The organism is Deinococcus depolymerans (assembly GCF_039522025.1).
Classification (GTDB): domain Bacteria; phylum Deinococcota; class Deinococci; order Deinococcales; family Deinococcaceae; genus Deinococcus; species Deinococcus depolymerans.
This window is the reverse complement of record NZ_BAAADB010000011.1, coordinates 129,579-152,948: the sequence shown is the minus strand read 5'-3', so window position 1 is coordinate 152,948 and position 23,370 is coordinate 129,579. Positions and strand designations below refer to the sequence as shown.

Sequence of the window (23,370 nt, the reverse complement as noted above, 5' to 3'; positions counted from 1 at the left end):
CACTCCTTGATTGAGAGAACGTCGGGAACCGGCCCGGCTCAGCGGTCCACGTCGCCCAGCACGGGGTCGATGGTGGCGAGGATCGTGATGAGGTCCGCGAACTGCGCGCCGACGCAGGCGTACTCCAGCGCCTGGAGGTTCACGAAGCTGGGCGCCCGGATCTTCACGCGGTACGGCATGGAGCCGCCGTCGGACACGATGTAGTACCCGACCTCGCCGCGCGCACTCTCGACCGGGACGTACACCTCACCGAGGGGCGGGTGGAAGCCCTCGGTGACGAGTTTGAAGTGGTGAATGACGGCTTCCATGCTCGTTTCGAGTTCGTGGCGGGGTGGGAGGCTGATCTTGCGGTTGGGGTCCTTGACCGGGCCGGGCTTCAGGCGTTTCAGGGCCTGGCGGACGATCCTGATGCTCTCGCCGAATTCGAGGAGGCGCATGTTGAACCGCGCCAGACTGTCACCGTCGGTGCTGGTGATAACGTTGAAGTCGTAACTCTCGTAGCCGCAGTAGGGGTTGTCCTTGCGGTGGTCGAGGGGCACGCCGCTGGCACGCAGGTTGGGTCCGGTCAGACCCAGATCGAGGGCGACCTCGGGCGGGATGACGCCCACGCCCCTGGCGCGGTCGAGGAAGATGGGGTTCTGCGCGAACAGCGTGGTGTACTCGGCGACGCCGCGTTCCATCTGGTCGAGGAACTTCTCGACGCGGGGCGCCCAGTCGTCCGGGATGTCGCGGCTGAGGCCACCCACGCGGAAGTACCCCTGGTTCATGCGGTACCCGCACACCGCCTCGAACAGGTCCTGGAGGGCTTCTTTCTCGCGGAAGGCGTAGAAGAACGGCGTGATGGCCCCGAGGTCCAGCAGGCCGGTCCCGACGAACACGAGGTGACTGTGCATGCGCCCGAGTTCGTGCAGGATGACGCGCACCGTGGTGGCGCGTTCGGGCACGTCCGCCCCGAGGAGTTTCTCGACACTCAGGACGTACGCGAGTTCATGCCCGAAGCAGTGCAGGTAGTCGGTGCGGGGGGCGTACGTGACGCCCTGCTGGTACGTGCGGTTCTCGAAGGTCTTCTCGAAGCCGGTGTGCAGGTAGCCCATGTGCGGGGTGACCTTCACGACGTACTCGCCGTCCATGTCCACCACGAGCCGCAGCACGCCGTGCGTGCTGGGGTGCTGCGGGCCGACGTTCAGGCTCATGATCTGCGTGTGCATCTGCCCTGCGGCGGGGCGTTCGGGGGCGGTGGTCACGGCGCACCTCCGGTGAGGGGCAGGATTGAAGGGGGACGGTTGATGGAGGACGGCATGACCTCGCGGGCCTGTTCCATCACCCTGTTCCTGTCGAGTATCGACATCACTTGGGGCCTCCTTCCGGCATGACGGGCGGCGTGCGGTCGTCGCCCCGGCCGCGTCGGAGTTCGCCGCGGTAGCCGGTGAGGCCCGCGTCGCGTCCGGTCAGGCCGGCGCGGAAGGCGGCGGGATCCAGGAACCGGCCGTCGCGGAACAGGGTGGGCGTCTCGCCCAGCGGGAAGTCCTTGCGCAGCGGGTGTCCTTCGAGGTCGTCGGGCGTGAGGACCTTGCGCAGGTCGGGGTGCCCGGTGAAGGTGACGCCCATCAGGTCGTACACCTCGCGTTCCAGGTAGTTCGCGGCGCGCCAGACCGGGTACAGGCTGGGCAGGGTCTCGCCGTCGTCCAGCCACACGCGCAGGAACACCCTTCGGTGGTCGCGCGGGTGGTAGAGGTTGTGCAGGACCGCGAAGCGTTTGGGGCGGGGCTGCGTGTAGGTGCTGTAGTCCAGGCCGACGGTGTCCATCAGCATGAAGCCGCGTTCCCTGAGGGCGTGGGCCACGCGCAGCAGGTCGCCGGGCGTGACGAGGGCGGTGGGTTCGGCGGCGTGGTCCTCGGTCAGGCCCAGTTCGGCGATCAGGCCGGTCACGTCGCGGCTCGTCACGTCGCGGCTGGGCGCGGCCGGAGCGGACGCAGCGGGTGCAGGTGCGGCAGCGGGCGTGACGACCGGCGCGGCGCTGGTGCTGGACTGCGCGACGCCCTCGCGGCCCATGGGTTTCGCGTCTGCGGGTTTCAGCGGGTCCATGCGTCCACCATGGGCAGCTGATGGCCCAACTGGTCGAAGGCCTCGCCGCGCACCTTCTTCTGCAACTGCATCACGGCGTAGATCAGCGCCTCCGGGCGCGGGGGGCAGCCGGGCACGAAGATGTCCACGGGGACCACGCTGTCGACGTTCTGCACGATGGCGTAGTTGTTGAACATGCCGCCCGAACTGGCGCAGGCGCCCATGCTGATCACCCATTTGGGGTCGGGCATCTGGTCGTACACGCGGCGCATGACCGGGGCCATCTTCTTGCTCAGGCGGCCGGCGACGATCATCACGTCCGCCTGCCGGGGAGAGGCGCGGAACACCTCGCTGCCGAAGCGGGCGAGGTCGTTGCGGCCGTCGGTGGAGCTCATCATCTCGATGGCGCAGCACGCCAGCCCGAATGTCGCGGGCCACAGGCTGTTGCTGCGCCCCCACGCGACCAGCTTCTCCAGGCTGGAGAACAGGATGCCCTCGGATTCCAGTTCCTGCCAGTCCTTCTCGAACAGTTCCTTTAGCGGCATGGGACGACCTCCGGTTGGGGCCAATGGCAGATGGCTGATGGCAGATAGCCCGCAGTCTTCAGGCCATCAGCCATCTGCCTTCTGCTTTCTGCGTGCGTCAGGCCCATTCCAGCACCTTCTTCTTCAGCACGTAGACGTACCCGACGAGCAGCAGCAGCACGAAGGTGATGGCCTCGAAGAAGGCGAAGGGGATGAGTTTCTGGTAGGCGACGGCCAGCGGGTAGAAGAAGGCGGTTTCGATGTCGAAGACGATGAACAGCATGGCGACGAGGTAGAAGTGCACCGGGAACCGCTGGCCGGTGCCGACGCCGCCGTGTTCGGGGTCGTTGCCGCTTTCGTAGGCCATGAGTTTGGCGCGGCTGCCCTTCTTGGGGCCGAGGAGGGCGCTGGCGATGACGGCGATGATGCCGATGCCGAGCGCGACGAGCAGCATGATGACGAAGTTGGCGTATTCGATGGTCGGTCTCCTTTCTGCATCTGCGCCGCCCTTCACTCCGCACTGCTCGTGAAAAACGGCACTAGGATCTGGAAAAAAAGAGAAGTCCTGAAACGAACTGCACTTCCAAACTGTTGGTACGCCCCTGTTTTATCACGGTTCACACGACACGCAGCCACAATCAGCCCACCACCCAGTTCTTCGCCGCGCACGTTCTCGAACACACCGACGGCGAACCGCGCGTTCACGGCGTCCTGCTGGACGGTGACGTGCATCAGGTGCACTTCAGGCCGCAGGACGAGGACTATTTCCTGGTGGTCATGGTGCGCGCCACACCGGACGGCTGGGAGATTCTGGGCACGCGAGCTTCAGCGCGCGCACGGGTGGCGCTGTCCATCGTCAGCGAGACGCTCGGCCCCGACGACATCACCCGTGCCACCGGGCTGGACCCCACGGACGCCTGGAGTGTCGGGGACGAATGGACACGACCCGGCTTCAGCCCATCACGCCGGACGTTCACCCGCTGGACCCTCTGCCCCGAAGGTGACCACCCCGGCGAGTTCGAGGACAAGCTGACGCGACTGCTGGACCTGACGCAGGGGGCCGCGCCGCGCATCCGGGCGCTGGGAGCCACCTGCGACGTCAACGTGACGGTCGGGTACCGCGGTTACGCGGAACAGCTGTGGGGCGTGCCGATCGGGCGGGAGGATCTCAGCTCGGCGCGGGCCTGGACATCGACCTGCACGCCGGTGGTCCAGCCCTGGCCGAGGTGCCCTGAGCAGCCGCCTCCCCCCTACCCGATTACACCAGTTCCACGAAATCGTCGTCCTCGTTGTCCTGCGCGAACGGCAGCGTGAAGATGAACGTCGCGCCCTTGCCCCGCTCGGATTCCACCCGGATCGTCCCTCCGTGCTCCTCGACCGCCAGCTTGCAGAACGCCAGTCCCATCCCGGTATCGAACCGCCCGTGCAGGGTCAGGCGGGACTGCTCGAACGCCGCGAACAGGTTCGGGATGTCATCGGCCGGGATGCCCTCGCCATCGTCGCGCACCAGGACCTGCACGCCGTCCGGAATGCCCCGCACCAGGATGGTGATCACGCCGCCGGTCGTGGTGTGCTTCAGCGCGTTGCTGATCAGGTTCGCCAGCACCCGGCGCAGGATTTCCGGGTCGGCACTCGCGGGACTCAGGTCCGGCTCGATCTCCACCCGCACGTGGCGTTCCCGCAGGCCGCTGCCCACGTCCCCGCGCGCCTGCTCGATCACCTCGCGGAACATCGGCGTGAACATCAGTTCACGTTTCAGGTTCATCTTGCCTGCCTGGATCTTGCGCACGTCGAGCATGTTCACCGCGAGGTGCAGCAGGTGCTGCGTCTCGTCCCGCGCGACTTTCAGCAGTTCGCGGTTGTCCTCGGGCACGCGCGGGTCCTCCTGCACGATTTCCAGCAGGCCCATCACGGCCGCAATGGGGTTCTTCAGATCGTGGACCAGCATGTGCACCAGCTGGTCACGCACCCGCTCCTCGTGCTCCCAGGTGTCCATGCGGCGCTGCAGGGACGTCACGCGCCCCTGCGCTTCACGGTGCTGTTGCGCGCGCCCCAGCATGGTCCGCACCTGCAGCGCCAGCGCCTCGGACGGCGTGCCGTCACTGATCAGGGCGTCCGCACCGGCGGCCAGCATCTCTCCCAGCCCCTGCGTGCCCACCGCCAGCCACTGCGTTCCGGCCAGCTCGGCACGCTGGCGCAGCATGGGCAGCACCTGATGCAGCGGCACGCCGGGCGTGCTGGTGTGCAGCAGCGCCACGTCCGGGACGGTCACGTGCGACTCGCGCAGCAGCGTTTCCGCGTCCGGAATGTGATGCACGGCGGCCCGCGGAAGCAGCGGCCGCAGCTGAAGCGCGCGGTCGGGGTCCGCGGCGACGACGAACACGTTCAGGGTCTCTGTAGTCGTCATGAAGTGCCCTGAGTGTACCCCGCGTGCCTCGCGGCCGGCCGTGCGTAAACCACAGGTGCCGCTCCGCCCGGGCTGCCGGCGTCCCCCGCACCGCCCCGCGTGGTGGGAACGCAGTGGCCCGTGGGTGCGCGGCGCCGCGCCCCGTCGACATGCCGGAATCCGCTTGCCGCCCACGCGCATCCGCCCGGGCTGGCGGATGCGGACTGCCGTCCGTTTCATGAACACCCCGGAACAGCGCCGGGTTGCCCGCTCCACACCCGTCCGTCCGTTGGGCTCCTCCTCTGCGGGGCAGCGCTCCGGGTCGCATCCGCCCCGATGGAACGGTTTCGGTAGACCGTTCCATCGGCAGTCCGTGTGATACGGACTGCCGTTTGTTTCGCTGACAGATCGGAACACCACCGATCTGTCAACTCCACGTCCGGAACCCGCCCAGCTCCTCCTCTGCGGAGCAGCTCTCCGAGCCGCATCCGCTCGGATTGAACGGCTTTGTCAGCCATTCAATCGGAGTCCGTATCAGCCCTTGACGGACCCGGCCAGCAGGCCGCGCACGAAGTACCGGCCCAGCAGGATGTACACCAGCAGGGTGGGCAGCGCCGCCAGGATCGCGCCGGCCATCGGCAGGTTCCAGCTGACCGCCTGCCCGCCCGCCAGTTGCGACAGGGCGTACGTGACAGGCTGAGAGGTCGTGTTCGTCAGGGTGGCGGCGAACAGGAATTCGTTCCAGACCTGCGTGAACTGCCAGATGATCACGACCACGAAGCCGGGAATGCTGATCGGGAAGATCACCAGGCGGTAGATGCTCCAGAAGCCCGCGCCGTCGATGGTGGCGGCCTCGACGAGCGCGTCGGGCACGTCGGCGTAGAAGTTCCGGAAGATCAGCGTGGTGATGGGAATGCCGTACACGACGTGCGCCAGGATCAGGCCCCAGATGCTGCCGTACAGGCCGATGGACTTGATGAACTGGAACAGCGGGATCAGCACCGCCTGGTACGGGATGAACATCCCGAACAGCATCAGCGCGAACAGGGTGTTCGCCCCGCGGAACTTCCACTTGCTCAGGGCGTACCCGTTCAGGCTGCCCAGCAGGGCGCTGAGCAGCGTGGCGACCACCGCCAGGAACAGGCTGTTGAGCATGTTCCCGCCGATCTTGCCCCACGCCTCACCGAAACTGGCCCAGTTCAGCGCGGCCGGCCAGTGCCAGGTGGTGGCGAGGTTGATGGCGTCCGGGCTTTTCAGGGCGGTGGCGAACAGCAGGTACACCGGCACCAGGAAGAACAGGGCGGCCACGACCAGCAGGGCGTACATGAGGATCCGGCCGGGCTGGACGGGTTTGCGGGGGGTGGTGGGGGCCGGGACGGCCTTGGCGGGGGCGCTGGTCATGCGTGACCATCCTCCTGTCTGAACTGGGAAGCGAGGTAGGGAACGATCACGAACGCCACCAGGATCAGCAGGATGGTGCCGATCGCCGCGCCCAGCGAGAACTGGTTCTGCCGGAAGCTGGTGAGGTACATGTTCAGGGCGGGGACGCTGGTGGCCAGGTTGTCCGGGCCGGCCATGGCGTACACCAGGTCGAAGATCTTGAGGCTGATGTGGCCCAGCACGATCATGGCCGACAGGCTGATGGGTGCCAGCAGCGGGAAGATCACGTGCCGGTACAGGCCCAGGTCGTTCGCGCCGTCGACCTTCGCGGCCTCGCGGAGTTCTTCCGGGATGCCGCGCAGGCCCGCGAGGTACAGGGCCATGGTGTAGCCGCTCATCTGCCACACGGCGGCGATGATGATGCCGATCAATGCGAGGTTGAAGCCGTGCAGTTCCGGGGCGGGCAGCATCTTCACGTTCGGGCCGATCAGCAGCGCCCAGACGATCAGGATGGCGGCGCAGACGGCCGCGACCAGGGTGCGGGTGCGGTCGCCGCTGCGGGCGGCGCGGACGGCCATGACGATCAGGACGACGCCGACCACGCTGGCGGTCAGGAGCGGCAGTTTGTTCCAGTCGAATTTCAGGATGGCGTCGCTGCTGCTCAGCCAGCCGAAGGTGCCCGGCTGGGCGCCGAACAGCGTGGGGGCCTGGTTCAGGCCGCCCTGGGGTTGCAGCATCCAGCGCCAGATGGTGCCGGTCACGATGAACGACAGGCTCATGGGAAACAGGAAGATGGTGCGCCACAGACCCTCCCCTTTCGGGTTGCGGTCCAGGATCAGCGCGAGGCCCAGGCCCAGGCCCAGGCAACCGAGGATGAAGAAGATCGTGAAGAAGATGGTGCTGATCATCTCCTGCCGGAAGCGGCCCTGCAGGAAGCCGCTGAACAGCTCCTGGTAGTTGGCGAGGCCCACCCAGCGGATGATGGGGTCCAGGGCCAGCGCCTGGGCGGGGTCGTTGCCCCAGTCGGTCATGCTGACGTACACGCTGCGGGCAATGAAGCCGTACACGAACACGGCGATCAATATGATGCTGGGCGCCAGGACGGCGATGGACCACAGGCGATCTTTACTCAGGCCTTTCAAAATCGGGCCTCCTTTCTGGCGGGTCCGGGGCTGGCCGTGCCTGCCAGTGAACAGGGTGGGGCGGGGCGTCCTGACCGCTGGTGACATGATCGTGACACGTGACCGGCCGCGCGCCGTGCTGAAGCGCTTCCGTTCCGGGGCAGGGACTGCGCGGCCGGCCCCAAGGGGTGTGGGCTGCGGGCTCAGGGGGCGGGCGTGTTCCCGCGTGACCTGAAACCCACAACCCACAGACAGCTGGGGAACCGTGATCCGCATCCGGCCCGGGCCCCCGGTGTGGGGGCCCGGACGGGCGGGTTACTTGCTGATGCCGGCGCGGACGGCCAGCTGCTGCGCGGCGGCGGCCGCGGCGGCGCTGTTCTTGCTCGCGACGAACTGGTCGATCACGGCCCCGAAGGCGCTGGTGAAGCTTTCGGGCGCGACGGCGCCGTGCACGAGGCTGCCGACGATCTTGTTGCTCTTCCAGTCCCTGGCGGCGCTCTGGCTGTAGGTGTTGTACTTGCTCAGGTCGCTGTCGGTGCGCGCGGCGATGGAGCCTTTCAGGGGGTTGAAGGCGTCCTGTCCGGCCTTGCTGCCCAGGACTTTCAGCCAGTTCAGGGCTTCCGTGCGGTCCTTGGCGCCCTTGGGCAGGCCGAAGGAGTCGGCGAGCATCACGAAGGTCTTGGTGGTGCCGGGGGCGGGCGCCCAGCCGAAGCCGGTGTTCGGGGCGAGTTTCTTGGTGGTCGTGAAGTACCCGGCGGCCCAGTCGCCCATGACGTTGAAGGCGCTGGTGCCGTCGATGATGCGGTCACTGGCCTGCTGCCAGCTGAGGCCCGAGGCGTCCTTGTTGGCGCAGTCCATGACCTTGCCGAAGGTGGTGAACGCACCCACGACCCTGGGGTCCGTGAACTTCATCTTGCCGGACCAGAGGTTCTCCCAGCCCTGCGCGCCGAGCGTGCCGATCATGACGCTCTCCCAGAGGTGCTGCTGGGTCCAGTTCTCACCGACGACCAGTGGCGCGGCCACGCCCTTGGCTTTCAGGGTGGAGCAGGTCTTGATGAATTCGGGCCAGGTCTTGGGTGCGGTGACGCCCCAGGCCTTCAGCTTGGCGGGGTTGTACCACATGACGTTGCTGCGGTGCACGTTGACGGGCACGCTCCAGATCTTGCCGCCCTGGCTGATCAGCCTGATCAGGTCCTTGGGGAACACCTTGTCGAAGCCTTCGCTCTTGAACAGGCCGCTCAGGTCTTCCATGCGCCCGGCGACGACCCAGGTGCCGATGAGTTCCTGGCCGGCGTGCGCCTGGAAGGAGTCGGGGGGCGTGCCGCCCAGCATGCGGGTCTTCAGGACGGCCTTGGCGTTGGTGCCGGCCCCGCCGGAAACGGTGGCGTTGTCCACGGTGACCGAGGGGTACTTGGCCTTGTAGATCTTGATCAGGGCTTCGAGGGCGGGACCTTCATCGCCGGACCACCAGGAGAAGATCTCCAGCTTGCCAGCAGCGGAGGCGCTGGTGGTGACGGCGAGGGCGGCGGCGATCAACAGGACTTTTTTCATGGTGTTCCTCCGTGAGAAACGGGACGGGTCGGGTGGGGGCTGAGCACTTCGCCGGGTCTGGGTGGAGACGGACCCGCCGGCCGGGCGTGACTGGCCGAGATGTCGCGGGAGTTCTGCGCCATGCGGGCAATGCCGTACAGGTGCGGCAGGCCGCGCGGCGTGAACAGCGAGTCGAGCATCATGGCGCCGGCGCCGCGCACGCCGGCGTCCCCGCCGAGGGTGCCCAGGTCGATGCGGGTGCGGTCCACGTTGATGCGCATGGTGCGGCCCTGCGCGCTGGCGCGGATGGCGCTGAGCAGCACGTCGCCCGCCTGCGCGAGCCGGCCGCCGATCACCACGGCCTGCGGGTTGAACAGGTTCAGGGTGGTGCTGATGGCGACGCCCAGGTGGTGTCCGGCTTCCTCCCAGACGGCGCGGGCCAGCGGGTCGGTGCTGGCGTGGGCCAGCAGTCCGTCGAGCGTGATGGGTTCCGGAAGCCGGCTGGGCGTGCCGGCGGCCCGCAGGTCGCGGGCCAGCGTGACGAGAACCTGCGCGGCGGCGTAGCTTTCGAGGCTGCCGGGGTTGCCGCTGCGGCCGACCGGGCCCTGCTCGTTGATGCTGATGTGCCCGATCTCGCCGGCGCCGCCGCGTGCGCCCCGGTGGAGGCGACCGCCCAGCAGGACGCCGGCGCCGATGCCGGTGGCGGCCTTGACGTAGATCAGGTCCTGCGTGCCGCGGTGCGCCCCGAAGCGGGCCTCGGCCAGGGCGCCCAGGTTGGCGTCGTTGTCGACGAGGACCTCGAGGTGCAGCAGGTTCTGCAGGGCCTCGCGGATGTTCTCGCCGTCCCAGCCGGGCATGTTGGGGGGCTGCACGACCCGGCCGGTGTGGTGGTCGACCGGTCCGGGCACGCCGATGCCGACCAGGGCGATCTGCGCGGGTTGAATGCCGGCGGCGCGCATGGCCTGGGCGCTCAGGGCGCCGAGCAGGGCGTAGGTGGCCTGCGGGCCGCTGACGATGTCGTGCGGGACGGTCAGGCTGGAGAGGCTCTGGCAGTGCAGGTCCAGGACGTCCACGCGGGCGTGGCTGGCGCCCAGGTCGATGGCGAGGAGCGCGGCGGCGCGGGTGTTGAGGTTCAGGAGGGTGGCGCGCCGCCCGACGCCGCCGCTGCCGCGCGTGCCGACCTCCTGCACCAGGCCGACGCTGATCAGTTCCGTCACGATGGAACTGATGGCGCTGCGGGACAGGCCCAGTTCGCGGGCGATGTCCACACGGGCCAGGTCCCGGTCCCACAGCAGGCCGAGCAGCAGCAGGGTGTGCCGCGCGCGGATGGCCGCGAGGTCCAGGGTGTCCGGGGTGGGGTGTTCGGCGCGGATCATGTGGGGCAACCTCGGGGTGGAACCGGCCGTGGGCCGGACGGGACGGCCAGCACCCTGGCAGGGGGTGGGCCGGAACGCTGCGCAGCGGGAGGTGGGGCCGTCGGTCACGGCTGCCCTGCTGGCAGAAAGATGAATCCTGTGTGAAGTCATCTTGCGCGTCGGCCTTTTTGTTTGTCAAACAAACGAATTAACTAAACCGGTTCCACTCGTCTAGACATCTTCCGCGAAGGCCCCGGACCCCGCCGGCCCTTCCCCGTCCACACCAGCAGACACACCCATCCTCATACGAACTCGGATGGAATGGTCTGCCGACCATTCCATCCGAGTGGATGCGACCCGGAGCGTGGGAGCGCAGGCGACTGCCGGGTGTGGAGTTGGCAACCCGGTGCTGTTCCGGGTAGAGGGCGAAACAGACGGACTGCGTATCATACAGACTCCGATTGAATGGGCTGCAAAGACCATTCAATCCGAGCGGATGCGACTCGTAGAGCTGCTCCGCAGAGTAGGAGTAAAACGGGTTCCGGACGTGGAGCCGGCAATCCGGTGAAGTTCCGGATTGTCGGCGAAACAAACGGCAGTCCGTATCAGCCGGCCGTGGTCTCCCCGGTCTCGCTCCCCGCCCCTTCCGGGCGCAGCAGCGGGAACAGCAGCACGTCCCGGATCGAATCCCGGTCGGTCATCAGCATCGCCAGACGGTCCATGCCCATGCCCATCCCGGCGGTGGGCGGCATCCCGTACTCGAGCGCCAGCAGGAAGTCCTCGTCCTGCTCGTGCGCCTCGTCGTCCCCGGCGTCACGACGCGCGGTCTGGGCCTCGAAGCGGGCCCGCTGGTCCAGCGCGTCGTTCAGCTCCGAGTAGATCGGCGCCAGTTCGAAGCCCGCCACGTACAGGTCGGCACGTTCGGCCAGTCCCTCGCGCTCGCGGTGCACCTTCACCAGCGGACTGATCGCCAGCGGCATGTCCGTCAGGAAGGTCGGGTTCTGCAGCAGCGGCTCGACGTACTCGCCGCCCAGCTTGTCCAGCAGCTTGTAGTCCGGGGTCTTGCGGTGCTCCGGGTGGTGCACGTCACTCCACTCGCGCAGCTTCACGAGGTCCAGCGGGTCGAAGTCCAGCCCCGCCTGCTCCTTCAGGGCCGTCACGAAGTCCAGACGCTTGAACGGCAGCGAGAAGTCCAGTTCGCGGCCCTGGTAGGTGAGTTTCGGCTCGCCCTTGAGTTCCACGACCAGGTCGTGCAGCAGCGTCTCGACCAGCACCATCATGTCGTTGTAGTCGCCGTACGCGAAGTACGCTTCGAGCATGGTGAATTCCGGGTTGTGCGTCCGGTCGATGCCCTCGTTGCGGTAGTTGCGGCCGATCTCGTACACCCGCTCGAAACCGCCCACCAGCAGCCGCTTGAGGTACAGCTCCAGGCTGATGCGCATGCTGAACTCGTGCCCCAGCGCGTTGTGGAACGTCTTGAACGGCTTGGCCTCGGTGCCGCCCGGCACGACCTGCAGCGTGGGGCCCTCGACCTCCATGAAGTCGCGGCTGTCCAGGAAGTCCCGGATGAAACGCAGCATCCGCGAGCGCGTGCGGTACACCTCGCGGCTCTCGGGGTTGATCATCAGGTCCACGTAGCGGCGCCGGGCGCGGAGTTCCTCGTCCTGCAGGCCGTGGAACTTGCTGGGCAGCGGGTGCAGGCTCTTGACCAGCGGCTGCCAGGACGTCACGCGCAGCGTCAGCTGCCCGGTCTTCGTGACGAACGGGAAGCCGCGCACGCCGATGATGTCACCCAGGTCGATCTTCTTGGTGGGATCGAAGTTCTCGGTGTCCTGCTTGGAGAAGTGCAGCTGGATCTTGCCGTGCTCGTCGCTGAGGTCCGCGAAGGCCGCCTTGCCCATGTGGCGCATCAGGGTCACGCGGCCAGCCAGGGCGTACTGCACCTCGGGCCACTCCTGCCCCGCCTCCCACTTCGGCGCGCCGTCCTCGCCCACCGCGTCGGCAGGGTGGGCCGCCAGCACGTCACGGGCGTGGTGGGTGCGCGGGTACGTGTAGGGGTGCGCGTCGAACCCGGCGGCCACCTGGGCGTCCAGGTTGTTCAGGCGGCTGACGGTCTGCTCGTGCAGACCCTCGCGGCGGTTGGTGGGCGTGGAACCATCAGACATAACGGCCAGTATAGGCCGCGCTCCTCAAGCCGGACGGGACCGCCGTCCAGTCACCCCACGACGGGCAGGAGGCAGACCGCACGCGGCGACCTGCCTCCCCGAAACGGAATCGGGTGGAATGGTGCTGGCAACCCGTCCAATCGGAGTCCGGCTCAGTACTCGATGCTCTTGACCTTGTACTTCATCTGCTTGCCGTTGTCGAGGTTCACGACAAACGCCTCGCCCTTCTTGCGGCCCATCAGTTCCTTCCCGACGGGGCTGTCCTCGCTGACGCGCGGCAGGCTCCCGCCGGTCACGGCGGCCTCGGGGGCGCTGACGACCTGCACCTTCATGTCCTTCTTGGTCGTCTCGTTGCCCAGCACCACGATCGCCCCGAGTTCCACTCGGCCCTCGTTCTCGTGGTCCTCGATGACCGTGGCGCGGGCCAGGGTGTCCTCGAGTTCCTCGATGCGCGCCTCGATGTTCATCTTCTCGCGCTTGGCGTCCTCCAGTCCCGTGTCCTCGGTGTCGGAACTGGTTTCCATCTGCTCCTGCAGGATGCGGGTGGCCTCGGCCAGCCGGCCCATCTCCTGGTCGAGTGATTTCTGAAGGCGTTCGAACCCTTCACGTGTGAGTTTCACCTGTCTGGTCGCTTGTGCCACTCTAGGCCTCCGTTGCGCCGCCGGGTACTCCGGCGAGGACTCATGAACTGAAGTCGGTTGCTCCCCCGGGGGAAGACAGGGGACGCGGATTGGGTGAGAATCAGCGCGCATTCTGCCACACGCCCCCACCCCTGACAATGCGGTCTGCTAGGCCACGGCCGCCCCCCCCGCCTGCGCGCGTGCGGTCCGCGCCGCCAGGACCGTGAAAAGAGCCAGCAGCGCCGCCAGTCCACCCAGGAACAGCGGCACGGCCGCCGCCCCCCAGCGGGCGAACAGCACCCCCAGCAGCGCCGGGGCGACCACGCCGCCCAGCGACCCGGCCACCAGCAGGAACGGCACCAGCCGCGCCGACAGGGTGCGGGTCAGCCACGCCAGGGTCGTGCCGAACACCGGCGCGAGCGCCAGACCGGCCAGCACGAACGCCCCACCCGCCAGGCCCGGCACGGCCGCCGCCAGCGCACACAGCAGCAGCCCGGCCGCGCTGCCCAGCACGACCCGTTCGGGGCGCAGCCGCGCGGCGAACACCCCGGTCAGGACCCGGCCGACCGTCAGGGCCGCCCAGAAGGCACTCAGGATCAGCGCGGCGTCCGCCACGCGCAGCTCGGTCAGGTAGCGCACGGTCCACGCGCCGTACCCGGCTTCCAGGCCCACGTAACTGGCGATCAGGGCCGCGAACAGCGCGAACCGAACGCCGGCCCGCGCCGGAGCGCCGTCCTGCCGGGCCGGGGCGATGTCCGGCACGCCCCACACGCGGCCCACCCCGAAGGTCACGGCGCACAGGGCCGCCACAACCAGGAACGGCCCGCCGGGCACGCCGGTCGCCGCGCCGGCCCCCGCGCCCGTCAGGGCCGCGACCAGCAGCGGCGACACCATGCTGCCCACCCCGAACACGGCGTTCACGAGGTTCACGGCCCGCGCGCCCACGCTGGCGTACGCGGCGTTCAGGCAGGCGCTGACGCCGCCCAGGCCCAGGCCGCCCACGAAGGCCGCCGCGACCGCCAGCGCCCAGCCGGGCGCGACCACCACGCCCAGCATCCCGGCCGCCAGGACCAGCAGACTGAACGACACGCCCGCCCGGACGCTCAGGCGCCGCAGCAGCAGACCCACCAGCGGCGGCGCGATGGCCGACCCCAGGAAGTGCGCGCTGGCGATCACGCCCACGCCGGCCGTGCTGACCCCGTACCGCGCCTGGAACAGCGGGAAGCTGGGGCCGTACATCGCCTGGATCAGGCCCAGCGTGAAGAAAGCGGCGGTGCCGGTCGCCAGCAGCGACAGCGGGGTCCGCTCCCCGGCAGCGGCGGGCGACGGAGGGGGCGGCAGCTTCCCGGAACGACTCACGCGGGGACGCTATCACCCGCGCCGCCCCGGCGGACCCTCACGGTCCCGGGGCGGACCTTAATGTTTCTGCGGTTCCCGCGCCGGGAGCCGGTCAGCGCGGCAGTGCGAGGAGCGCCAGCCGCCACCGGTTCGCGCTGGCGTTCGTCTCGTACCACTCGTAGCCCACGCTGCCGCCGATCAGGGCCGGCACGCCGTCGATGCGGAAGGCGACGTCCGCGTCGGCGGTGGAGGACTTCCCGAGCCAGTCCCGGGACGCGCGGACGCGCACGGCCCCCAGCCCGAAGCCCCCGGCGGGCGGCGGGCGGTACGTGAGGCTGACGCTGCTGGACTCGGCGCGGCCCAGCCCGAAATCCCCGATGGCGGACTCCCCGACCACGAAACGCTCGAAGTGCGAGGCGTCCAGGGTCAGGCCCGCGGCCAGCGGCACGCCGACGACAGCCGTCACGTCCGCGCTGCCCTGCGCCTTGCCCTGCGTGGGAAAGGCGTACACGCGCACCGTGGCGTACAGGCCGGTGTTCACCTTGCCGTAGGTGCGGCCGTACCCGCCGCTCGCCTCGGACTGGGTGTAGGTGGCCGTCACGCCGCCCTGCTGCGCCACCCCGACGTTGTTCAGGAAGCGCACGCGGCCGTCCCAGACGCGCGTGGCGTACCCGACCGTGAAGTGCGAGTGCGGCGCGCCGCCCTGCACCAGCGCGCTCCACTGCAGGCCGCTGCCGGGCGCGCTGGTCAGTTCGGCCCTGGGAACGTTGTAGAAGCGGCCCAGCGCCGCCGACAGGCTGCCGAACTGCCCGGTCAGGCCGTAATCCCAGGAGGTGGGGGTTTTCAGCAGCGTGAAGCGCACGTCACGGTCCAGCGGGAGCGGCAGGTACCGCACGCCGAACCCGTCGGTGCTGGACGCGACGACCTGCGTACTTCCGAAACGGCTCAGGTAGTCGGGCGGCAGCCTGAGGCCGGTGCTGGCCGGCGCGGCGGGCGCGGCCGTCTGCGCCGCGGCGACGCTGCCGGGCAGACCGGCCAGTGTCAGGGCCAGCAGGAAACGGACGGTGGACAGTTCAGGAAGGGCAGGAAGGAAATGCATCCGCCCATCGTGCGGGCCAGTCCTGAGTTCCGTCCAGATCCGTTCTCATGAGGTGGGCGGGGGGGCCGCTCAGCGGCGGATGTTCACGATGGTGACCCCGTGCCCGCCCTGGTTGGCCTCGGCGTCGTGGAAGGACTCGACCCGCTTGTCGCCCTTCAGGTACTCGCGCAGCAGGCGACGCAGCACGCCCTGGCCCTTGCCGTGCACCACGCGCAGCGGACTTTCCTTCAGGGCGTGGGCCTCCAGCACGGCGGTCCGGAGTTCCTCGACGGCCTCCTCGACGCCCAGGCCGCGCAGTTGCAGTTCGTTCTGGAAGGTGCTCGCGGCGACCGCGCCGGCAAAGGCGGCGCGCGGGCCGCGCGGCCTGGGGGCCGTGACCTTGGGTTCCTGCTTGAGGCGCACGTCGCGGCGTTTCACGCCGACCTTCATGACGCCCAGCTGCACGACCAGATCGTCGCCGCGCAGTTCGAGGACCTGCCCGGTGGCGTTGTAGGCGGGGACGTCCACGCGGCTGCCCACCCGGATGGGGTCGCCGCGGTCCTCACGCGGGGCGGGGGCGGGGCGGGCCTTCTGCGCCGAGACGCGCAGTTCGCGCAGTTCCTGCATGACGCGCGGGCGGGCGCTGTCCTCCTGCGCGCGGGCCCGCAGGGTGCGGACGCGTTCGATGGCGTCGGCGTACAGCGACTCGGCCTTCTGACTGGCCTCGGCGAGCATCTCGTTGCGGCGCAGTTCGAGGGTCTCGCGTTCCTGCCGCACGCGGCCCAGTTCGGCCTCGGCGTCGCGGCGGGCGGCAGCGGTCCCCTCCAGCTGGGCGCGCAGGTCCTCGCGTTCGCGTTCCAGGCCCTCGAGCATGCGTTCCATCAGGCCCGCGTCGGGTCCGAGGAGGTCCTCGGCGCGGCGCAGCACGTCGGCGGGCAGGCCCATGCGCTGCGCGATGGCCAGCGCGAACGACCGGCCCGGCTGCCCCACCTGCAGCACGTAGGTGGGGGCCAGGGTGTCCACGTCGAAGCCCATGGAGGCGTTCTTAAGGCCCGGCGTTTCCAGCGCGAACAGTTTCAGGGGCGAGAGGTGCGAGGTGATCACGCCGCGCGCGTCCTGCGTGAGCAGGCACTCGATCAGCGCCTGGGCGAGTGCCGCGCCCTCGTTGGGGTCGGTGCCGCTGCCCAGCTCGTCCACGAGGACCAGCGTGTCGGGCGCGGCGTGCCGCAGCACGTAGCGCAGGTGCTTGAGGTGAGACGCGAAGGTGGACAGGCTCGCCTCGATGCTCTGCTCGTCCCCGATGTCCACCAGCACGTCCCGCACGACCGGCAGGCGGGCACTGGCCGCCGCGACGTACATCCCGCACTGGTGCATCAGGACCGCGAGGCCCAGCGTCTTGATGGTCGCGGTCTTGCCGCCCATGTTCGGGCCGGTGATCAGCAGCAGTTTCGTCTCGCCGAGCGCGAGGTCGTTCGCGACCGGATTCTCGATCAGCGGGTGGCGCACCTCGCGCAGGTCGTACCGGCCATCCGCGACCTGCTCGGGGCGGTTCAGTCGCCAGTCACGCGCCAGCCGGGCCTTGGACGCGATCAGGTCGAGTTCCCCGACCGTCACGAGCGTCATGGGCACGTCCGCGTCACCCGCCAGCAGGCCCGAGAGTTCCGTCAGGATGCGGCGCACCTCGGCCTCCTCGTCGAGGATCAAGCGGGTCAGTTCGTTGTTCAGCTGCGTCACGGCGGCCGGTTCCACGAAGTACGTCTGCCCGGTCGCGCTGGCGTCCACGATGATGCCCTGCACCTGCCCCACGCGGCTGGCCTGCACCGGCAGCACGTACCGGTCGCGGCGGATGGTCACGATGTGCTCCTGCAGCACGTCCGACCATTTCTCCAGCGTGGCGGTCAGGCGCTCGCGGATGCGGCCACGCAGCGGCTCGATGCGCTTCCGCAGGTCACGCAGGCGGGGGCTGGCGTCGTCCCGCACCGCGCCGTCGCGGTCCAGGGCACTCAGGACCCGGCGCACCAGTTCACTGTGATCGCCCAGCCCGACCGCCACCTCGCGCAGCGGCCCGCGCGAGTTCACGCCGATGGCCCGCTTGACCGTCATCGCGCCGTCCAGCGAGTACGCCGCGCTCAGCAACTCCGAGCCCGACAGCACCCGGCCCTCGGCGGCGCGGGCGTGCAGGTCGCGGATGTCCTGAATGCCGCCCAGGCTCAGGCTCACGCCGAACAGCGCGTCCTCGACCTCGTCGAGTTCCCGCGCGATCCGCTCCGGGTCGTCCGAGGGCCGCAGCGCACGGGCACGCTCCGCGCCCAGCGACGTGGCACTGCGCTCGGCCAGCGCATCGAGAACACGGGGAAAATCAAGGGCGGACAGGGCGCGGGCATCGAAAGACATCTCACACGGAGCATACCGGCCCCGCCCACCCAACACCGTGCGCCGAGTGGCTTAGAAAGCCTTATCTCAATTCAGGCCCGCCCACCATTCAGGCCAGCACGCCGTTCAGGTCAGGCCTGCCGGGCGTTACCCTGCACGCATGAAACTTGCCGAGGCCCTGATCGAACGCGCCGACCTTCAGAAACGCGCCGCGCAACTGGAAGAACGCCTCGTAAAGAACCTGCTGGTGCAGGAAGGCGAGGCCCCCGCCGAGGACCCGCAGGCCCTGCTGCGCGAATTCGCGGAGGTCGCCGCGCGGCTGGAGGCCCTGCTGCCCCGCATTCACCGCGCGAACCTGCGCGCCACCCTCCAAGGCGGCCGGACCCTGACGGACGCCCTGACCCGCCGCGACCTGCTGGACCTGCGCCTGCGGGTGCTGCGCCGTGCCGCCGCGACCGCCAGCGACCGCCCCACCCGCTACAGCAACAGCGAGGTCCGCATCCTGTCCGCCATTTCCACCCGCGAGTTGCAGGTGCAGGTGGACGCCCTGGCGAAGGAACGCCGGGAACTGGACACGCAGCTGCAACAGGCGAACTGGTTGACGGACCTGCCCGGGTAGGCCCAGACTGCCGGTCGGGAGCGTCCGCGCGGGCGGAGACCTACCTCGCAGCGGGGAAAAGGCTGCACCTCTGAAGACGCCGGGGCGGCGTCGCCGGACCGACCGGCCCCACCGGGCACGCCCAGCACCCTGCACCCCTCACCCGGCACCGCGCACCCTTCACTCCCACGGCCTCGACGCCGGGCGCTCCCCCCAGATTCCCCCCCCAGCTTCACAGCCCCCCGCCAGCCTCCGCACGCCGGAGCGGCGGGGGGTTTCCGCTGACGGCCCGTGCAGACAGCCCGTGCGGCCAGACGGTGCGGCAGGTGCGGTCCCGCCCGCCGGAGCCGCCGCGTACCATCAGGGATTCCACCCACCACATCCGCTCCAGCATCCCCGGAGGTCCCACCATGACGACTGCGCCCAGAGCCATCCGCATCCGCCTGCCCCGCCCGCTCGGGGCGCTGCTGACCCGGCTGGTCGCCGCCCGCACCGTCCAGCCGGGCGCGGTCGTGCCGCCCCCCGCCGCGCTGAACGTCACGCGGCGCACGCTGCTGTCCTTCAAGACCGAGGCGTGCGTGGCGTGCGACACGCTGGACGTTTTCCTGGGGCAGCTGGCACACACGCACGGGCTGGACCTGCGCGTGATCGACGCGCGGCGCGGCGACCTGCCCCCCCACGCATACGGGGACGCGCTGCACCTCGACGCGGACGGCCGCCTGCGCCGCCCGTACCGCGTGCAGGTCTACCCCACCCTGGTCCTGACCGGCCCGGACGGGCGGATCGAGGCGGTCGTGACCGACGTGCCCGAACAGGACGCGCAGGCCAGCGTCACACGGGGCCTGGGCCTGGGTTGATACGGGTTCCGGGCGTTTCTCTGCGCGTATCCGCTCGGAGCCGGCAGCTCTGCAAGCCGCCCAGCCGGAGTCCGCATGAGGGGCGGCTGGTTCAGGTCCCGGCGCCCTCCCCTTCTCCGTGGGCGTCCCGGAGTTTGCGCCAGCGTTCGGCGACGCGGGCTTCCCAGCCTTCGCCGGTGGGGGCGTACAGGTCCAGTTGTACGCCGTCGGGGAGGTAGTTCTGGGCGAATGAGCCTTCGGGGTCGTCGAAGTAGTACGCGTACCCTCTGCCGTAGCCCTGCTGGCGCATGAGGGCGGTGGGGGCGTTGCGCAGGTGCAGCGGAATGGGCAGGCTTTCTCCGTCGCGGACGGCGTTCAGGGCGTTCTTCCACGCCACGTACACGGAGTTGCTCTTGGGGGCCAGGGCGAGGTACACGACCGCCTGCGCCAGCGCGAGGTCGCCTTCGGGACTGCCGAGGAATTCCACGGTGTCGCGCGCGGCGATACACAGCCGCAGGGCCTGGGGGTCGGCGAGGCCGATGTCCTCGGCGGCCATGCGCACCACGCGCCGCGCGACGTACAGGGGGTCGGCGCCGCCCTCGACCATGCGGGCCAGCCAGTACAGCGCGCCGTCGACGTGGCTGCCGCGCACGCTCTTGTGCAGCGCGCTGATGAGGTTGTAGAAGTCCTCGCCGTTCTTGTCCATCTGCGGCAGGTGCCGTCCGAACGCCTCGGTGATCGCGTCGGGCGTGACGGGGTTGGCGAGGGTGCTGGCGACTTCCAGGGTGCTCAGGGCGCGGCGGGCGTCCCCTTCCGCGAGGCGGGCGAGGAGGTCCAGCGCTTCCGGCTCGGCGGTCACGCCGGTCAATCCGCGCGGGTCGGTCAGGGCGCGTTCCAGCAGGCCGCGCACCTCCTCGGGCTTCAGGGCTTCGAGGACCAGCGTGCGGGCGCGGGAGCGCAGGGCGGGGTTCACCTCGAAGCTGGGGTTCTCGGTGGTCGCGCCGATCAGGGTCAGCAGGCCGCTCTCGACGTGCGGGAGCAGCGCGTCCTGCTGCGCCTTGTTGAAGCGGTGGATCTCGTCGAGGAACAGGATGGTCTTCTGCCCCCGGCCGCGCAGGCGTTCGGCCTCGGCGGTGGCGTCCCGCACGTCCTTCACGCCCGCCGTGACCGCCGAGAGCGGAATGAAGTGCGCGCCGACCTCCCCGGCCAGCAGCCGGGCCAGGGTGGTCTTGCCCACGCCGGGCGGCCCCCACAGGATCAGGCTGCCCAGCCGCCCGGACCCCAGCACGCGCGTCAGGGGCTTGCCGGGGCCGAGCAGGTGCGTCTGGCCCACGACCTCCGCGACCGTGCGGGGCCGCAGGCGTTCGGCGAGGGGAGCGGGCGGGTCGAACAGCGTCACGCGTGCAGGATACGGGCGGGGCGGGCAGGGAATTGGGAGGCCGTGCGGGGTGCGCCCTTCCCGCCTCCCGGGCACCGCGTCCCGCTTCCTACATGGCCAGCGTGGCAATGCCGACGCCCAGCAGCAGCGTGCCGGCCCCGAGGGTCAGCAGGGCCCTGGGGCGGTGTTTCTTCAGGAACAGCAGGATGCCGAACCCGCTGGCGCTGATCACGGTCAGGAACAGGGCCGTCAGGTCGATCACCCAGTTCCAGCCGGGGCCGGTGTTGTGGCCGCGGTGCAGGTCGCCGATCACGGCATTCAGGCCGGCGCTGGTGGTTGTCAGTTCGTACTGGCCGGTGCGGGTGTCGATCAGGACGTCCGTTTCACGGCCCGGCGCGCGGAAGGTCAGGGACGCTTCCTGCGGGTCGGCGCTGAGGTTCCCGGCGCGGCCGCGCAGGTCGTGCGCGGCACGCAGGGTTTCGACGGTGCCCAGCCAGTCCGGCGGGGTGGCGTTCAGCGCGGCGAGGGCCGGGGCAGGCAGGGTCCCGCGCGCTTCGCGGATGGTTTCCAGGCTGCCGGACCAGTCCGGGTGGTTCAGCAGGACGCCGCTGCCACTGAAGAACAGGATCAGCAGCAGGGTGGCCATGCTGGAGTAGATGTGCAGGCTGCGCAGCGTGATCTGCACGCGGACCCGCCAGGGTTTGGCGGCAGGCGGGCGGGACCGGGCGGGACGGTGCTGGTCGGGACGGTGCCGGGCAGGACCGGGCTGGTCGGGGCGGCCGGGTTCAGCGGGCGCGGTATTCGGCGCTGACATTCGTGACCTCTCCGTTGTCGGGACCGCTGAACCGGGCGGGCGCGGCGGCCAGCGTGACGGGCACGCGCACGCGGCCGTAGGGGCCTTTCTCGCGGGCCGCTTCGATCAGCAGCACGTAGCGGTCCTGGGGGGCGCGGCGGCCCGCGTCTGTCAGGCCGTCCCAGGCGAGGGAGTACGTGCCGGGGTTGCGGGTGGCGCTGCTGGTGGTGTCCAGCGTGCCGTTGCTGCGGAACCAGCGGCGCAGTTCGCTCAGCCATTTCTTGCCCTTGTCGTCCTGCATGCGCCACAGGGTCAGGGTGCGCACGGGTTTGCCGTCCTCGGTTTCGATCCAGACGGCCACGTAGGGTTTGTGGTACCGGCCGGGGGTGGTGGGCGGGGCGACCGTGAAGGTCACGGCGAGTTCCATGCTGGCGGGCAGTGCGGGCGCGCTCTGCGCGAGGGCGGCGCGGGGCGCGAGGGTCAGGAGGGTCAGGGCGGCTCCGGCGCGGTGCAGGAAGGATCGGCGGTCGGTGGTCATGGGGTCTCCGGGTGCGTGGGGTGAGGGCGGGTGGCGGTCGGTGCGAACAGGACAGGTCATACGGATTCCGTCTGTTTCGTTAACAACCCGGAAACACACCGGGTTGCCAACTCCACGCCCGGCAGTCCTCTCTGCTCCTGCTCGCTCTGCTGGGCAGCTCTACGATTCCGCTCGGATTGAACGGTGTTTGCAGACCATTCAATCGGAGTCGGTGTCAGTACAGGTCGAGTTCGATCAGGAGGTCGCGGGCGCGCTCCTGCCACGCGGCGCGGTCAGGGTTCGGGCCGAGCGCCGCGAGCTGTTCCGGTGGGATCAGGCCGCCGGGGTTCAGGGGGCCGGTCGTGAGCGGCTGGTCGAAGGTGGAGGCGTACAGCAGCAGTCCGGTTTCCGGTTGTGCCAGGGCGCGCAGCAGCGCGTACGCCTGGGCGGGGTGGGGAGCGGCGCGCAGGACGGCGGCCGCGCCGGTTTCCATCAGGTTGCCGGGGTCGCCGCTCTGCATCCAGGCGGCGGCCACGCGGTACCCGGCGCCCCGCACGCGCTGCACGAAGGGGTGCGTGGTGAGGGCCACGTCGAGTTCGCCGTCCTGCACGGCCTGGGTGAGGGCGCTGACCTCGCTGCCGTAGTCGCGGGGGTTCAGGGCGATCATGCCGGTCAGCCACGCGCGGGTGACATTCTCGCCGTGCGTGGCGAGCAGCGCGGCGGTCAGGTCGGTGAAGGCGGGGCTGGCGACGGCCCAGCCGACGCGGCCGCGCAGTTCGGTGTGGGCGGGCAGGTTCAGCAGGGTGGTGGGCAGGGTGGCGGCCTGCACGCGGTCGCGGCTGTAGGCCAGGGTGTGGTAGCGGGCGTGCGTGGCGAGCCACTGTGGGCCCAGGTTCACGCGGCTCTTGGCGGTCAGGTCGGTGGGCAGCCGGGCCAGTCGCGTGGCGGGAATGCTGTTGAGCCCGGTGTCGTTCAGCCACACGGCGTCGATGCCGGTCAGGTCGGCGGGCAGGTTCCCGGTTTTCAGGGTGACGGTGATGCCGGTGCGGGCCTGGAAGGCAGCGGTGACGGCCTCGGCCACCGCGCGGTTCACGGTGGTGTACAGCGTGACGGTGCGGGTGCCGGTCTGCTGCGTACCGGCCTGCTGGGCGGCGGCGCTGCCGAGGGCCAGGGTGATGAGGAGGGCGTGGGGGGTGCGGCGCATGGGAAACCTCGGGGGTGGCGGGGGCTTTCACCGCGACCGGGAGGGGTCGGGGCGTGGGTGGGCTGGACGGGGTCCTGGTGGGCTGTGGGGGTGGCAGGGTGAAACTGACC

General features: G+C 69.7%; 21 protein-coding genes. 3 read left to right on the top strand and 18 right to left on the bottom strand.

Features of this window, described 5'->3' with window-relative positions; translation table 11 throughout:
- Positions 1-38 precede the first annotated feature (38 nt).
- From nuoD to ABDZ66_RS07090, 4 genes are all read right to left on the bottom strand, one after another.
- Positions 39-1,208, bottom strand: coding sequence for an NADH dehydrogenase (quinone) subunit D (gene nuoD, locus ABDZ66_RS07105; protein ID WP_343757380.1), 1,170 nt, complete (start codon positions 1,206-1,208; stop codon positions 39-41).
- Between the two features lie 139 nt (positions 1,209-1,347).
- Positions 1,348-2,085, bottom strand: a complete 738-nt coding sequence (locus ABDZ66_RS07100; protein ID WP_343757364.1) for an NADH-quinone oxidoreductase subunit C — start codon at positions 2,083-2,085, stop codon at positions 1,348-1,350.
- Positions 2,073-2,609, bottom strand: a complete 537-nt coding sequence (locus tag ABDZ66_RS07095; protein WP_055362413.1) for a NuoB/complex I 20 kDa subunit family protein — start codon at positions 2,607-2,609, stop codon at positions 2,073-2,075. The genes ABDZ66_RS07100 and ABDZ66_RS07095 overlap by 13 nt, the downstream gene beginning before the upstream one ends.
- Before the next feature lie 97 nt (positions 2,610-2,706).
- Positions 2,707-3,042 (bottom strand): NADH-quinone oxidoreductase subunit A, encoded by a 336-nt coding sequence (locus tag ABDZ66_RS07090; protein WP_343757379.1) that lies wholly within the window; start codon positions 3,040-3,042, stop codon positions 2,707-2,709.
- 137 nt (positions 3,043-3,179) lie between these two features.
- Here ABDZ66_RS07090 and ABDZ66_RS07085 point away from each other — a divergent pair, with 137 nt between their 5' ends.
- Entirely contained in the window at positions 3,180-3,902 is a 723-nt protein-coding gene (locus ABDZ66_RS07085) for a DUF4279 domain-containing protein (RefSeq protein ID WP_343757363.1), read from the top strand.
- Here ABDZ66_RS07085 and ABDZ66_RS07080 read toward each other — a convergent pair.
- The 10 genes from ABDZ66_RS07080 to ABDZ66_RS07035 form a co-directional block, all read right to left on the bottom strand.
- Positions 3,847-4,995 (bottom strand): sensor histidine kinase, encoded by a 1,149-nt coding sequence (locus ABDZ66_RS07080; protein ID WP_343757362.1) that lies wholly within the window; start codon positions 4,993-4,995, stop codon positions 3,847-3,849. The genes ABDZ66_RS07085 and ABDZ66_RS07080 overlap by 56 nt on opposite strands.
- Positions 4,996-5,508: 513 nt before the next feature.
- On the bottom strand, positions 5,509-6,375 hold the full coding sequence (locus ABDZ66_RS07075) for a carbohydrate ABC transporter permease (RefSeq protein WP_343757361.1): 867 nt from the start codon (positions 6,373-6,375) through the stop codon (positions 5,509-5,511).
- Positions 6,372-7,496 (bottom strand): carbohydrate ABC transporter permease, encoded by a 1,125-nt coding sequence (locus tag ABDZ66_RS07070; RefSeq protein WP_343757360.1) that lies wholly within the window; start codon positions 7,494-7,496, stop codon positions 6,372-6,374. The genes ABDZ66_RS07075 and ABDZ66_RS07070 overlap by 4 nt, the downstream gene beginning before the upstream one ends.
- A gap of 294 nt (positions 7,497-7,790) precedes the next feature.
- Positions 7,791-9,026, bottom strand: a complete 1,236-nt coding sequence (locus ABDZ66_RS07065; RefSeq protein ID WP_343757359.1) for an ABC transporter substrate-binding protein — start codon at positions 9,024-9,026, stop codon at positions 7,791-7,793.
- Positions 9,023-10,381: an ROK family transcriptional regulator gene (locus ABDZ66_RS07060; RefSeq protein ID WP_343757358.1), complete on the bottom strand. Its 1,359-nt coding sequence runs from the start codon at positions 10,379-10,381 to the stop codon at positions 9,023-9,025. The genes ABDZ66_RS07065 and ABDZ66_RS07060 overlap by 4 nt, the downstream gene beginning before the upstream one ends.
- A 584-nt stretch (positions 10,382-10,965) precedes the next feature.
- Complete coding sequence (gene lysS / locus ABDZ66_RS07055) at positions 10,966-12,525, bottom strand: lysine--tRNA ligase (protein ID WP_343757357.1); 1,560 nt, start codon at positions 12,523-12,525, stop codon at positions 10,966-10,968.
- A gap of 152 nt (positions 12,526-12,677) precedes the next feature.
- Positions 12,678-13,166, bottom strand: a complete 489-nt coding sequence (locus ABDZ66_RS07050; protein ID WP_343757356.1) for a GreA/GreB family elongation factor — start codon at positions 13,164-13,166, stop codon at positions 12,678-12,680.
- A 147-nt stretch (positions 13,167-13,313) separates the two neighbouring features.
- On the bottom strand, positions 13,314-14,504 hold the full coding sequence (locus ABDZ66_RS07045) for an MFS transporter (RefSeq protein WP_343757355.1): 1,191 nt from the start codon (positions 14,502-14,504) through the stop codon (positions 13,314-13,316).
- A 91-nt stretch (positions 14,505-14,595) separates the two neighbouring features.
- Positions 14,596-15,582, bottom strand: coding sequence for a hypothetical protein (locus ABDZ66_RS07040; protein WP_343757354.1), 987 nt, complete (start codon positions 15,580-15,582; stop codon positions 14,596-14,598).
- Positions 15,583-15,651: 69 nt separating this feature from the next.
- Complete coding sequence (locus ABDZ66_RS07035) at positions 15,652-17,955, bottom strand: endonuclease MutS2 (RefSeq protein WP_343757353.1); 2,304 nt, start codon at positions 17,953-17,955, stop codon at positions 15,652-15,654.
- A 139-nt stretch (positions 17,956-18,094) separates the two neighbouring features.
- Here ABDZ66_RS07035 and ABDZ66_RS07030 point away from each other — a divergent pair, with 139 nt between their 5' ends.
- Both ABDZ66_RS07030 and ABDZ66_RS07025 read left to right on the top strand, forming a co-directional pair.
- On the top strand, positions 18,095-18,553 hold the full coding sequence (locus ABDZ66_RS07030; RefSeq protein WP_343757352.1) for a DIP1984 family protein: 459 nt from the start codon (positions 18,095-18,097) through the stop codon (positions 18,551-18,553).
- A gap of 389 nt (positions 18,554-18,942) precedes the next feature.
- Positions 18,943-19,389 carry a hypothetical protein gene (locus tag ABDZ66_RS07025; RefSeq protein WP_343757351.1) on the top strand — a complete coding sequence of 149 codons (447 nt, stop codon included), beginning with the start codon at positions 18,943-18,945 and terminating at the stop codon, positions 19,387-19,389.
- Between the two features lie 91 nt (positions 19,390-19,480).
- On the opposite strand, the gene ABDZ66_RS07020 is transcribed toward ABDZ66_RS07025, so the two are convergent.
- The 4 genes from ABDZ66_RS07020 to ABDZ66_RS07005 form a co-directional block, all read right to left on the bottom strand.
- Positions 19,481-20,767, bottom strand: coding sequence for a replication-associated recombination protein A (locus ABDZ66_RS07020; RefSeq protein ID WP_343757350.1), 1,287 nt, complete (start codon positions 20,765-20,767; stop codon positions 19,481-19,483).
- Positions 20,768-20,855: 88 nt separating this feature from the next.
- The gene (locus ABDZ66_RS07015; RefSeq protein ID WP_343757349.1) at positions 20,856-21,560 is read right to left on the bottom strand and encodes a PepSY-associated TM helix domain-containing protein; all 705 of its coding nucleotides are present in this window, start codon (positions 21,558-21,560) and stop codon (positions 20,856-20,858) included.
- Complete coding sequence (locus ABDZ66_RS07010; protein WP_343757348.1) at positions 21,532-22,077, bottom strand: DUF2271 domain-containing protein; 546 nt, start codon at positions 22,075-22,077, stop codon at positions 21,532-21,534. The genes ABDZ66_RS07015 and ABDZ66_RS07010 overlap by 29 nt, the downstream gene beginning before the upstream one ends.
- Positions 22,078-22,291: 214 nt before the next feature.
- A complete protein-coding gene (locus ABDZ66_RS07005) occupies positions 22,292-23,260 on the bottom strand; it encodes a type 2 periplasmic-binding domain-containing protein (RefSeq protein WP_343757347.1) in 969 nt (322 codons plus the stop codon).
- Positions 23,261-23,370: the final 110 nt, after the last annotated feature.

What these genes read in the sequence shown, in the direction of transcription:
- nuoD (WP_343757380.1), bottom strand. Translation starts at nt 1,208, where the DNA reads ATGCACACGCAGATCATGAGCCTGAACGTCGGCCCGCAGCACCCCAGC.
- ABDZ66_RS07100 (WP_343757364.1), bottom strand. Translation starts at nt 2,085, where the DNA reads ATGGACCCGCTGAAACCCGCAGACGCGAAACCCATGGGCCGCGAGGGC.
- ABDZ66_RS07095 (WP_055362413.1), bottom strand. Translation starts at nt 2,609, where the DNA reads ATGCCGCTAAAGGAACTGTTCGAGAAGGACTGGCAGGAACTGGAATCC.
- ABDZ66_RS07090 (WP_343757379.1), bottom strand. Translation starts at nt 3,042, where the DNA reads ATGCTGCTCGTCGCGCTCGGCATCGGCATCATCGCCGTCATCGCCAGC.
- ABDZ66_RS07080 (WP_343757362.1), bottom strand. Translation starts at nt 4,995, where the DNA reads ATGACGACTACAGAGACCCTGAACGTGTTCGTCGTCGCCGCGGACCCC.
- ABDZ66_RS07075 (WP_343757361.1), bottom strand. Translation starts at nt 6,375, where the DNA reads ATGACCAGCGCCCCCGCCAAGGCCGTCCCGGCCCCCACCACCCCCCGC.
- ABDZ66_RS07065 (WP_343757359.1), bottom strand. Translation starts at nt 9,026, where the DNA reads ATGAAAAAAGTCCTGTTGATCGCCGCCGCCCTCGCCGTCACCACCAGC.
- ABDZ66_RS07060 (WP_343757358.1), bottom strand. Translation starts at nt 10,381, where the DNA reads ATGATCCGCGCCGAACACCCCACCCCGGACACCCTGGACCTCGCGGCC.
- lysS (WP_343757357.1), bottom strand. Translation starts at nt 12,525, where the DNA reads ATGTCTGATGGTTCCACGCCCACCAACCGCCGCGAGGGTCTGCACGAG.
- ABDZ66_RS07040 (WP_343757354.1), bottom strand. Translation starts at nt 15,582, where the DNA reads ATGCATTTCCTTCCTGCCCTTCCTGAACTGTCCACCGTCCGTTTCCTG.
- ABDZ66_RS07035 (WP_343757353.1), bottom strand. Translation starts at nt 17,955, where the DNA reads ATGTCTTTCGATGCCCGCGCCCTGTCCGCCCTTGATTTTCCCCGTGTT.
- ABDZ66_RS07030 (WP_343757352.1), top strand. Translation starts at nt 18,095, where the DNA reads ATGAAACTTGCCGAGGCCCTGATCGAACGCGCCGACCTTCAGAAACGC.
- ABDZ66_RS07025 (WP_343757351.1), top strand. Translation starts at nt 18,943, where the DNA reads ATGACGACTGCGCCCAGAGCCATCCGCATCCGCCTGCCCCGCCCGCTC.
- ABDZ66_RS07015 (WP_343757349.1), bottom strand. Translation starts at nt 21,560, where the DNA reads ATGTCAGCGCCGAATACCGCGCCCGCTGAACCCGGCCGCCCCGACCAG.
- ABDZ66_RS07010 (WP_343757348.1), bottom strand. Translation starts at nt 22,077, where the DNA reads ATGACCACCGACCGCCGATCCTTCCTGCACCGCGCCGGAGCCGCCCTG.
- ABDZ66_RS07005 (WP_343757347.1), bottom strand. Translation starts at nt 23,260, where the DNA reads ATGCGCCGCACCCCCCACGCCCTCCTCATCACCCTGGCCCTCGGCAGC.